The following is a 12,023-nucleotide window of genomic DNA, read 5'->3' as shown; positions in this document are numbered from 1 at the left end:
ATTCTCGCATTCAGCCAGCCTCTCTTCGCAACTCTGACAGCAAAAAAACCTCCCGCTGCCCCAGCTTGTGTGCCCACTTGGGCAATCTGCTCAGCCCCAGGCCCATCGCTCACTCATTCCTCGCCTTCAGAAACTCGCCCCACCCGCCGCCCGCAAAGTCGAGCTTGGCATAAAGTGGTGACAGGGAGCCATTGGGAAGATAGATGGAGAGCCCGTGAGATCGGGCCACATCGGGGTGGATAGCGCTTGATGCGTACACACACGCGCCCACCGCATCGCGCACATTGCTGGTCAGTTTCTTCGACTCTGGCAGATTCACATCCAGGCAGTCGCAAAAATCCACGAGATCCACATAGTCCGGATGCTCATAACCCTGCGCGCGCCGCCGCGCATCTGAGATGACCCCCTGGCGGGCAAAATCAGGTGTCGTGTAAGCTTTCGCCAGCGCACTGCCCAGCGCGTTGGCGGCCTTCTGCACAGTTGCAAGCTTGCTCAGTTCGAATGCAGACTGAGTGACTGACTTGTGGGCCGGATATGAATCCACAAATTCCTCAACGATGATCTTGGTCAACTCCAGCCCATCCATCATGGTCGTCGCCGCCAGTTTCTCCAGGACTCGGTCATACGGCCATCCCTCTCCTGGCTCTACTTCCTGGGAGCCGCAGAAGTAACGTCCTGCCCCCTGCACCTGTATCGCCGTCTCCACCATGCTCATCAGGCACGCGTCCATGCCGATGACGTCGAACTTCCGCTTGCCCCCTTTCGTGACAGCATGGAAGACGTTCTTCATCTCCACGCTGTCCAGAAAGTCCTGCGCGTTGTCGTCAAAGGCGATCGCCCGCCGCTTTCCCGCCACGGTCTCCACTTGGAAGGCGGTTAGAAAAAATGGTCCGCGAAAACGCCGCCTCGCAACGCTACGGTGGATGAACCCGCCCGGCAGATTGAGCCTTCCCCGCGTGCCACTACGACGCACTCCCATTCCATGAGCAGGCCGCGCCTCCGGCGGGCGCAGACCACGCCGCCGCGCTTCTGCGTAGATGTCCGTATCATCCCAGCCAGAGCCGTGGTTCCAGAGCACAGCCATGGTACGTTTTGCGGGATACTCCTTCAATCCCCAGTCCAGGAACTCCTCCAACACTGCAGGATCTCCCGTGTTTGTCTCCCCGATCTCCTCCACCACGTCTGCTTCCACCGCTGTCCCCTGGCACAGGCGAAGCCGCTGCGTCATCACTCCTGCCGCAGCCGTGTCCCGCTGCACGATGATGTGCAGCTTGTCACTCGATCCCACCCGCTTCATCTCCTGAATGTCATCCCCGCCAAAGTCATCCAGATCATTGTCTCCTGCCATGTAAACCAGGATCGTCCAATCCGCCGACTTGGCCGCCGCCGCCGGGCGCGCAGCTTTTTTCGCGGCCTTCTTCACTGACTTCTTTGCTGCTTTGCGTGGAGCAGCAGCTGGGGACTTGATCGCCATATCATGCAGAGGGTAATAGATTTGAAAAACAGGCACTGTGTTCGCTCATCAGGGGAAATCCCCTAGAAGCAAAACTGCTGCGGGAATCCGCCACGCACTCTTTTCTAGAAGCGGACACTCAGGCTTAGCAGCAACGACTCCTGCTCCTGCAGCAGGATCGGCGTCACTCCGTTCACATACTCAATGCGAACCGCATAGTGGCCGAACTTGTCCACCTTCCATTCCACCCCCACCTTGAAGAGATGGAAGTCGTCCCCATCCCCCAACACCTCCGCGAGGTAGCCATACGAAGTGGTCAGTGAAACGCGACTCTCTGTCCCGAACGGCCAGATGGCAGCTTCCGCCATCGGCCCTACACGCAGATAGTCATCATCAGCTTGCGGCTTGCCTGGAAAGTCGTCCACCGTGCCGCCCCCTTCCACCCGTATATAGTTGCGTAACCCGACGGTGAAGGAGTCCGCAATAAAGCCACCTCCCACCGCATGCAGTCCCGTAAAGAGCTCATGCGACCACTGGGGCTCCACTTCCAGCTCCACTCCCAACAGCGCCCCATTAAAGTCAAAATTCGACGCATAGGAAACACCTCCTCTCCACTCAATCGCATCCAGGACATTCCCTTTCACATCGAATCCCCCGTCCGCCAACAGCTTGATGGCCAGTTCATCGACCTCCTTCGCTGTGGGAGAATTGCTGGACAGCCGGTTGAACTCCGCCCCCAGGCTGATCCCCGTGTGGTCAGTTTCCCAATACGCACCGACTGCACCTTTCACCGTCCAAGTATCGCTGTCCGAAGCGAAATCATGCGTGAATGCCGCCACTGCCGGATCCAGCTGTTCCAGCTTCTCCGTCACTTTTGAAAAGTCAGTCACCTTCCCCCGCACGCGGAGCCAATCTGGCGCCTCATCTTTGGGTGGCGTCCTTACCTTGGCGAGCTGGTTCACCGTCTCCGCCGGGATCGGCTTGTTGATGTTGATGTTCTTCTTCTTGGCCGCGTCATTGAAACCGGACATGACGATGTTCATTTCCTCCTCGGCTTCCGCATCGATGCCGGCCACCAATTTATCCCTTTCCTCGCCATCGATCTTGCCGTTCTTGTTCGTGTCGTATTTCCGAAAGATTGGATTGCGCTGATGAAGCAGATAGATCCTCCGCTCCCTGTCGCTCAGGCCGTTTCGATCTCGGTCAAATGCATCCGGAGAAAGCACCTCAATCTTGAGCTCAGCCAGCGCGGTGGAAGCGGCCAGAATCAAGACTGGCAGGCACAATGAGACAACGTTAGGTTTCATGGTACAACAGATAGATGCGTTGCGAATTCTTGCACGGCTCACACTTTGAGCTTGACGATCACGTTTCGCAGATTCTTCACCGTGTCCCCACCTTCTGCAGCAAGCAGCTTCTTGAGCTGCTTGCCCCCCAGATCCAGCTTGGGGAACTGCTCTTTGAGGTGCTTGATCAGCGCATTGTACTTGCCGGCAGAAATGCCGATGCTCGACAGCGTCGTCTCTGGCGTGATGATCGCATTTCCCGTCGTCGCATTGATGGCGACCAACACCTTGTCCATGACCGGATCCGAGCCCCGGGAGCCTGTGCGCAATCCTCCGTCGCTGCTGGAATAGCGGTCCAGCAGCTTCACGAAGGTGTTCATCGTGTCGTTCAGCTTCTCGATGTCCAGCGTACCTGGAGCCGGTGCAGGAGAGCTCAACGCCTCTGCCAACGGCACCACTGTCACCTCCGCATCGAGGTCGCCCCCCTCCACCACACGATCCCCCGCTGATCCCAGCAGCAGATGGCCCAGCCGGTCATCTGAGCAATTCAACTCCGGATCCTGATCCTCCACAGAGTCTGGGAAATCCTGGAGCACTGCCCCAATGAATTGCTCATGCGTCAGCTGTCCGGCGGATTGCAGCAGCAGTGGCACTGCGGTGATGGTGAAGTAGCCGTGGCCGTTGTACTCTTTCGCCTGCTGCTTTGGCGAGCAGGCCGCGAAGAGCACCTCCGGCTTGCCCTGATAGGTATGCCTTACCGGTTTGGTCGGGTTTGCCTCACGCGCCCTCACGTGCTTCACCATAATATCCGCCGGCACCTGCAAATAACGGGTGATCTCCCCCTCCCGGGCACTGGAACCCCCGCCAAACCCCATAAACCGCGTGTTCCCACCCGAGTGACAACAGTCCATGAAGCAGGTGATGGACACCCCCGCAGGAACCGTGTCCAAAATGTCGCCTATATCATCATCGATCAAGAAACTGCCACTCTCATAGTCAAACGGCACCAACGCCTCATCCTGGTTGTCATGCGGGTTTATTTCGTCCCGCTCATCACCATTCACGTCATCCACATGCGTGCCATGACCGGCGTATTGGAAGACCAGCTGATCCCCCGGCCGGCTGCCCCTTATCAAACCCCGCAATGCCGTCACGATGCCCGCATAAGTCGCCTTCTCATCGGTGAGCAACCTTGCCTCGAAGCCCAGGACCTTCAACGCGTCTTGCCACTGGCGAGCGTCGTTCACACAACCGGAGAGAGGCTTGGACTTGTACTTGTCGATGCCCACGCATATCGCCACCCGTCGGCTTCCTCTGGCCTCCTCCATCAGCCTGGGGACGACACCGGCAAACGGCGTCTCTTTGCTGCCAGTCATGAGCCTCACCATGCTATGCAGCGTCGCCACATCGTTGTCGAAGCCACCGTGAGTAGTGCTGTTGGTATTCCTGCCATCCGGAGACCAGAAGACCTGGCCAATGCGGCTCTCGTTCCCCACGCCAAAGAGATTCCGCAAATCCACGTCGCGGTAGATGTCCTCCTGCAGCCCGAGGATCGGCGTATTGTTCTTTTCCTCGCAGGCGCGGCTCACAAAGTACAGGAGACTCTTCCTGTAGATCGTGATGACGGTGTCCTCCCGCTCCGCCTTCTCCGTCATGGTAAACAGCGTGCAGTGGTCCACCCCACTTCCCGGTCCGATGCGCTTGATGAGCCGCGATTTGAAGTCTTCCACGTTGACGGCCGGCGCCAGGAGGAAAAGCTCCTTGAACCCCGGCACCCCTTCCTTCAGCGCTGCGGGTACGAACCACGAATGGAAGATGGCCCCGGCGCTGTGCCCCGCCGCATAGACCTCCACAGCCGCCTTCGCCGACTTCAGGAACACGACGAGTTCCCTCGCGGCGAAGAGTGCCCCGCCCTTGGTCTTCACAGAGTTCTCCGCGTAAGCCTTCATCTTGTTCCACAACGGTCTGCCCACAGCCTGTAGCGTGAACTCAAGGGTTGCGTCTGTGATCTCAGAGACCAGTGAGCGATCTCCCAAAACCCGGGCCTGAGGATCTTTTAGAAAGATGTCCCGCAACGCGGTGCCGTGGTCCGTCTCCCACACGAAGTAGATGGGATAGATCCCGGCTTTCAGCCAGCCCTGGTGGTAGGTGAGAACATGCTGCAGAGCCCCTGCTTCATCGTTAAGCCCGCCATGCGCCCAAAAGAGCAACCGCAGGGGACGGCCCGCGGCTTTGGCATCCGCCAGGGCCGCCGTCAGATGCACTGAGAAGATCCGCTTCACATCCTCTTCCGTCGTGGTGTAGTCACCACTCTCGATGAACTGGCCGTTGCGCAGGTTGATCACATGGCGCGCCAGCGTCGCCCGTTCTGCCGCGGTCCAGTGGCGCCGCTCTCCACCGCGAGACTCAGGCTGCACGTCGAGCCCCAACCTCGCCTCAACCTCGATTCCCCCATCCACTGCTGCCGTCTCCAGCGCGGGGAGCGCAGCTGACACCTCAACAACCACCGGTGCCGACTTCTTGCCCATGCCCCTACCGACACGCTTGCGACTGGATTGCCGGCTTGTATTCGAAGGAGTTCGAGTTTGTTTTGCCATAGATGTAAAATGTTTATTAATTTTGCATCGAAATAGAGTAACTTTCCGGCCCGGCGACCAGTTGTTTTTTCGATACAGTGAATTTTCCTTTCATAAAGAGGCAGGCCACACCCGCGGCTGGGGGCACTGCACCCTGGCCGCTCACTGAGCCATGATCCGGCAGGACATGGTTGGCAATCTTGACTGGCCCCTGTTCGACTACCGCTCGGAAGAGTCCAACCTCCAACTATGGCGGAGACAGTACGCCAGCCGGCCAGAAGTCGCTGAGAACCTGTTTGGATAAAAACATCCGGGTGTGGCAGGTTCTATTAAGGGAATGAGTTAAAAGCGGCTTCGCCGAGCCTGAGAACGACCCCCTCCGGGTTGCGGTCCTTTTGAGCCTGGACGGCGTTGCTCATCGGTTGTGAATCTCGATTCACGCCCTCTTCGCGCCTTGTCCAGACTCAAAATGCCTCGCAACACACCCAGCATTTTTATCCAAACAGGTTCTGACGAAATGGCAAACTCCAAACCCCTTGGTCGCATTGATGTCTTTCCCATGAGGGACGACATGATTCGCCTTCATAGTTGTATCAAGACAGCTATAATAACACCGACCGGACGGATTGCACCCAACGCATCCCATAAATGGGAACATTATTAATTTCCCTTGTCCGCACCATCCCTTCCTGCCTCGAATTAACACCCGACTACCCAAAAGGTTAGCACCTCCCTTCCTCACACCCTGTCCCTCACCTCAAGATTGAGTATCTTTTCATAAGTTCATCCAGCAAATAACTCCTAACTTATGCAACCCTTTGTAGCATTACCGCAACATAAAAATACATTGACGCCGTCACTTGCTTCGGAAAGTATTTCGCCATGCTTTCTAAAAAGCGGGTTAAGGTAAACCTCCCAAAAAATCTCCTTAGCGTCGCATGTGCCTCCTCTTTCGCCCTTGGCGGATCGGTCGCCTTTGCTGACTACGCGTCGTGGCAGTCCTCCAGCTTTCCTGGGCAGGCGGGCAACTACGCCGTGATCCACCAGGAAGCAGATCCCGATGCGGATGCTGTGGGCAACTTGTACGAATATGTCTTTGCCACAGACCCCAATGTCTCGGACGCGGGCAGCAGCACCATCACTTACTCCACCGTCTCTGACCATCCTGCCATTACCTTCCGGCGGCTCAAAGGGATGACGGACTACGCAGTGGTCCTTCAGACGTCGCCAGACGCCGTCAGCTGGACCACGATCCCGCCCCAGGTGGAGGCCACCGTGGACAACGGCACCTACGAGACCCTCACGTGGAGTGACCCCAACATTCTGATGTCCGTGGTGGGCACGCACCACCTGCGCATCGCCGTGCTGCCCACCGCCGGCATCACACAGTCGCTGTACACGCCGGAGAACGTCCGGCTCAAGCTGCTCACCTCCACCACGGCGCAGCTGGACTGGGAGGAGATGTCCCCCGCAGAGACCGGGTACGTCATTGAAAGACGCACCGGTGACTCCGGCAGCTGGTTGCCGCAAATCACCACCGCCGCCAATGTGACTACCTGGACGGACCCCTCCGTCCCGACGGCCTCCAATGTTTACTACCGTCTGCGCGCCAGAAACGCCTCTTCCAACTACTCTCCCTACTCGCGCAAGGTCCTCCTGATCAATCCGGGAGACAGCGACGGCGATGGCATCAGCGACAGCGCCGAGACCACTGCTGGACTCAATCCGTATGACTGGACGGACGCAACGGCGGACTTGGACGGCGACGGCGTGCCCAACCTCTGGGAGCAAGCCCTCGGCACCTCCATGACAAATGGAGCTGCGCGTCCAGCTGCCAACATCGTGGTAGATCCGACGTTTGCCTCCGAGAACGCCACTCAGAAAAAGACCATCAGTGCCGCCATCTCTGCGGCTCCTGGCAACACTACGCCCCCCTTCAGCATCATTGAGGTGCGGGCTGGCGTCTATGCAGAGACCATCACCTTTCCGTCCAACAAGCGTATCCTCCTGCTGGCTGCGGCGACGTCAGGAAACATCCCGGAGATCCGAACCTCCACGACCAGCGCCGTGGTCACTTTCAATGGCGAAAGCGTCATCGACGGCTTCCGCATCACCCGCTCCGCCACCAGTGATGCACGGGGTATCTATGTTGACATGTCCGCCGCCGACCGGTGGCTGGCCAGGATCGTGAACTGCGTCATTCACGGTCATATCACCGACAGCGAAGGCGCTGGGCTCTACGTTACAGACGGGCGAGTGGCGGTATCCCATTGCACCTTCTTTGGGAACTCCATGACAGGTTCAGGATCGGGTAATTCCATTGGCCTTGGTGGAGGTGGCGAATTGTCCGTGACAAACAGCATCCTCTGGAATCCCAACGGAGCCGCCGATGAAGAGGTCGAGCAGCTCAACAATGTGGTGTTTGGCTACGGCAACCTGGTTTATGATGGCTCCATCCCTGGTTCGATGCTTGAGAATCCTCTGCTGGGGTGGATGGGAGGCCTCTCCTCGACCTCTCCAGCTCGTCTGCAGGGGGCCACTGGCGTGCAAGCCCCGAAGGACATTCACCGTGAATCCCGACCAGGGACACCCGACATCGGTGCGGATCAGTTCATTGATACCGATGTAGATGACCTCGCCGACTGGTGGGAGGTCAAGTACTTCGGAAATCTCACCCCTACCGCCGCAGCCAACCCAGACAGCGATGGGTTGACGAATCTCCAGGAGTTCGGCATCGGTACCATTCCCAATGTGGCAGACTCTGATGCAGACGGTGCCAATGATGGCGCGGAAGTCACGGCGGGCAGTGATCCCCTGGACAGCGATACCGACAATGACCTCATGCCTGACGGTTATGAGATCACCCACGGGCTCAATCCTCTCGACTTGCGCGACGATCTCGATGACAAGGACGGAGACCGGATCCCCAACTACTACGAGTACGTCAGAGGCACCAGTGCATCGAGCGCAGCCAGCTTCCCCGCCAACGATTACACAGTAAACCCTGCGGGAGGGGGCACCCATACCACGATCGCTGCCGCCATCACCGCCGCCAAGGGCGCTGCCGGGGATTGCAAAATCGTATTCGTGAAGCGGGCCACCTACGCCGTCTCCGGCGCCACACTGGACGGAAAACGCATCCTCCTACTCGGTGAACAGGGAGTAACCCCTCCCGAAATTGTAAGCCCAGATACAGGTGCCTGCGTGAGACTCAACTACGATGGCGCTGTGGTGGATGGATTCCTCTTGAGAAACCAATCCTTCGTGAACGATGCCAAAGGCGTCAGCGTCAGCACCACCTCCATCAACGGACATGCCCGGATCACCAACAGCATCATCACGGGCAATTACTCCAACTTTGGTGGAGGGATCTATGTCACCAAAGGGCTGCTGACAGTCGATCACTGCACCATCTTTGGCAACGGAAGTGGCTTTACCAGCACCTCCACCCCCACCGGTATCGGCATCGGCGTGGCCAATGATGGCGACCTCAGATTGCGGAACTCCGTGGTTTGGAATCCGCACTCCAATCCCGGCACCATCCAGGTCTGGAAACAAAGCAGTTCCAATTCCGTCACCGTCAGCAACAGCATTATCCTGGGTGGGGAATTCTCCAGCATGAGTTCAGATCCGCTTCTGGATCGCTACGGCAATCTCCGCCCAGGCAGCCCCGCAATCAATCCCGCCGGCGGCGGTGCCCTCAATCCCGCCAAGGACATCCATGGCGAAACCCGCAGCAACCCCTCCGATTGGGGTGCTGATGAGTACATCGACTCCGACGGTGACGGCCTTCCAGATTCCTGGGAACTGCGCTTCTACGGCAACCTCGCCTCCAATGGCACCTCCAATGCGGACGCGGACGGCCTCACCGCCGCCCAGGAGTACACCTTTGGGAGCAATCCTGCCGTGGCCGACACCGATGCAGATGGCCTCAACGACGGCGGCGAGCTCACCGCGGGCACTGATCCCTGGGACACGGATTCCGATGACGATGGCATCGCCGACGGTTACGAGGTCTCCAAGGCCCTCAATCCTCTCAACTACCAGGACGCCCTGGAAGACAAGGACGGAGACCGCATCCCCAACCTCTATGAGTTCATCCGCGCCACCGACGCCAACAGCGCCGCCAGCAAGCCTGCCGCAGACTACACCGTGAATCCGGCCGGAGGAGGCACCCATACCACCATCACCGCCGCCATCACCGCCGCCAAGGCAGGCGTGAATGACTGCCGCATCATCCTGGTGAAACCTGGCACCTACACTGAGGCCATGCTGGATCTGAGCGGCAAACGCATCATGCTCATGGGTGAGCAGGGCGCATCCCCCCCCGTGATTTCCTCCAACTTGACGTCCTCCTGCATCACGGCCAAGATCAGCGGCGTGGTCATTGACGGCCTCGTCTTCACCCACAATGTCCTCTACTTCAGTGGTTGGAGCGGCATCCACGTCGATACCCCAGGCTATCGCTCCCAGGTACGGCTGGTCAACTGCGTCGTACGAGACAACCCTTGCGCCAGCGGAGGCGTCATTCTCGCAGGTGGGGAGGTGCTGGTAGATCATTGCACCGTGGTGAACAACCGGGGTGACGAAACCACCGGCGAAGGCGGTACCGGCCGCGGCTTCTACGTCTCAGATGACAGCTACCTGCGCCTGCGCAATTCCATTGTCTGGAATCCCACGTCCGGCCCCTCCGTTCCCCAGATCAACATCATCTCCGGTGGCCAGTGCTCGGTGAGCAACAGCATCGTCCTCGGCGGTGAGCAGGGCGGGACCAACCTCGATCCCCAGGTGGATCGCTTTGGCAACCTCAGGCCCACCAGCCCGGCCATCAACCCCGTGGGCGGTGTGACCCTGCCAGTTTCGCTGACAGACATTCACGGTGAAACGAGAACCAATCCGCCCGACCTCGGTGCAGACGAGTACCGCGATTCCGATGCGGACGGCCTGCCAGATGCCTGGGAAACCCGCTTCTTCGGCAACCTCGCCTCCAACGGCACCACCAACACGGACGCAGACGGACTTACCGCAGCTCAGGAGTATGCCTTCGGCAGCAATCCCGCCGTCGCAGACTCCGATGCTGACGGTGCCAATGACGGCGCCGAGTTCACTGCTGGCTCAGATCCCTGGGACACGGACACCGACGACGACACGATGCTGGATGGATATGAAATCTCCAAGGTGCTCAATCCGCTCGACTACCGCGACACCATGGAAGATCGCGACGGCGACCGCATCCCCAACCTGTATGAGTACTCACGCGGTACGGATGCCAACAGCGCAGCCAGCAAGCCAACGGTGGACTACACCGTGAATCCTGCTGGAGGCGCGGGCATCTACACCACCATCGGTGCCGCCCTCACGGCCGCCAAGGCCGCCGCCGGTGACTGGAAGATCATCGCCATCAAGCCCGGCACATACGCAGAAGGCGCCCTTGCGTTGACGACCAAGAAGATCCTTCTTCTTGGTGACCAGGGTCTCAATCTCCCGGTCATACAGTCAACTGCGGCCAATGATGTGATTGCCATGAACCTGCATGGTTCCGCCATCGACGGCCTGGTCATCAGCCACCTCTACCCCATGACGGGCAGCGGCATCCGGGTGTCCATTCCCACCCCGAACTACCGGACGCTCGTCCGTATCGCCAACTGCTTCATCAGAGGCAACAAGACCCAGTATGGGGCCGGCATCTACCTCAACAACGCAGAGATGGTGGTCGATCACTGCACCATTGTGGACAACACTGAGACGATGGCCGACTCCCTCACCGCGTCAGGCCTGGGACTCTATCTGAATTCCGGATCCATTTCCAGAATCAGAAACTCGATCATCTGGAATCCTCCCTATGACGTCACCAGCAAGCAGATCTACAAGGGCTCCACAGCGACCCTCACCCTCACCAATACCATCGTCAGGGGTGGTGAACAAGGCGGCATCAACCTGGATCCGAAGTTGACTCCTGAAGGCTGGCTTCGCTCCAACAGCCCCGCGATCAACCAACCCGGCGTCACCGCACTGTCCACCTCATCCACTGACATCCAGGGGGAAACTCGAACGTCCATCCCAGACCTGGGTGCCGACGAATTCGTGGATACCGACACCGATGGCATGGCCGACTGGTGGGAAATCTTCTACTTCACCAACCTGGCCCAAACCGCCACCGGTGACGTGGATCTGCCCGCCCCAGACGGCCTGAAGAACCTCGACGAGTACCTCTGCGGCCTGAACCCGAAGGTGGCTGACACCGATGGCGACGGCATGTCAGATCTCGCTGAGGCCATCGCCCTGGCCGGGGTACTCTATGACTCCCCCAGTGAGACAGCTGACGATGACGGAGATGGTCTCACCAATGCGCAGGAAGCTCTGCTGGGCACGCAAAACAACGTGACCGACAGCAACGGGGATGGGTTGCTCGACGGCTTATCGTGGAGCTCAGGCATCAATCCTGCCAGCCTCGACTCCGATGGCGACGGCGTCTCCAACCTTGATGAACTGGCCAAAGGCACCAGCCCCCTCTCCGCCGACAGCGATGGTGACGGTGTGGCGGATAATCTGGATGCCTTCCCGCTCGATCCATCCGCCAGCACACTGCCCACAGTGCCAGGGGACGTGACCTCACCGGTCATCACCCTGATCAAGCCGCCAGGCGCAGTGCTTGTTCCCTGAGTTACCACTCGCGGCGGGGCTTCTCCGGAAGCCCCGTTTGTTTTG

At 58.9% G+C, this 12,023-nt stretch carries 4 protein-coding genes; 1 reads left to right on the top strand and 3 read right to left on the bottom strand.

The annotated features are described in order from the left end of the window. Positions 1-109: 109 nt before the first annotated feature. The 3 genes from BV034_RS05405 to BV034_RS05395 form a co-directional block, all read right to left on the bottom strand. A complete protein-coding gene (locus tag BV034_RS05405; RefSeq protein ID WP_050024907.1) occupies positions 110-1,474 on the bottom strand; it encodes a clostripain-related cysteine peptidase in 1,365 nt (454 codons plus the stop codon). A gap of 104 nt (positions 1,475-1,578) precedes the next feature. After that, positions 1,579-2,760 carry a hypothetical protein gene (locus BV034_RS05400; RefSeq protein ID WP_265592656.1) on the bottom strand — a complete coding sequence of 394 codons (1,182 nt, stop codon included), beginning with the start codon at positions 2,758-2,760 and terminating at the stop codon, positions 1,579-1,581. A gap of 38 nt (positions 2,761-2,798) precedes the next feature. Then, positions 2,799-5,267, bottom strand: coding sequence for a caspase family protein (locus BV034_RS05395; protein ID WP_050024903.1), 2,469 nt, complete (start codon positions 5,265-5,267; stop codon positions 2,799-2,801). A 930-nt stretch (positions 5,268-6,197) separates the two neighbouring features. Here BV034_RS05395 and BV034_RS05390 point away from each other — a divergent pair. Next, positions 6,198-11,978: a right-handed parallel beta-helix repeat-containing protein gene (locus BV034_RS05390; protein ID WP_050024902.1), complete on the top strand. Its 5,781-nt coding sequence runs from the start codon at positions 6,198-6,200 to the stop codon at positions 11,976-11,978. Positions 11,979-12,023 lie beyond the last annotated feature (45 nt).

Source organism: Verrucomicrobium sp. BvORR034 (assembly GCF_000739635.1).
Classification (GTDB): domain Bacteria; phylum Verrucomicrobiota; class Verrucomicrobiia; order Verrucomicrobiales; family Verrucomicrobiaceae; genus Verrucomicrobium.
The sequence above is the reverse complement of the archived record's forward strand: the minus strand, read 5'-3'. Positions and strand labels throughout refer to the sequence as shown.

Coding starts and splice junctions, on each gene's coding strand:
- BV034_RS05405 (WP_050024907.1), bottom strand. CDS start 1,474: ATGGCGATCAAGTCCCCAGCTGCTGCTCCACGCAAAGCAGCAAAGAAG.
- BV034_RS05400 (WP_265592656.1), bottom strand. CDS start 2,760: ATGAAACCTAACGTTGTCTCATTGTGCCTGCCAGTCTTGATTCTGGCC.
- BV034_RS05395 (WP_050024903.1), bottom strand. CDS start 5,267: ATGGGCAAGAAGTCGGCACCGGTGGTTGTTGAGGTGTCAGCTGCGCTC.
- BV034_RS05390 (WP_050024902.1), top strand. CDS start 6,198: ATGCTTTCTAAAAAGCGGGTTAAGGTAAACCTCCCAAAAAATCTCCTT.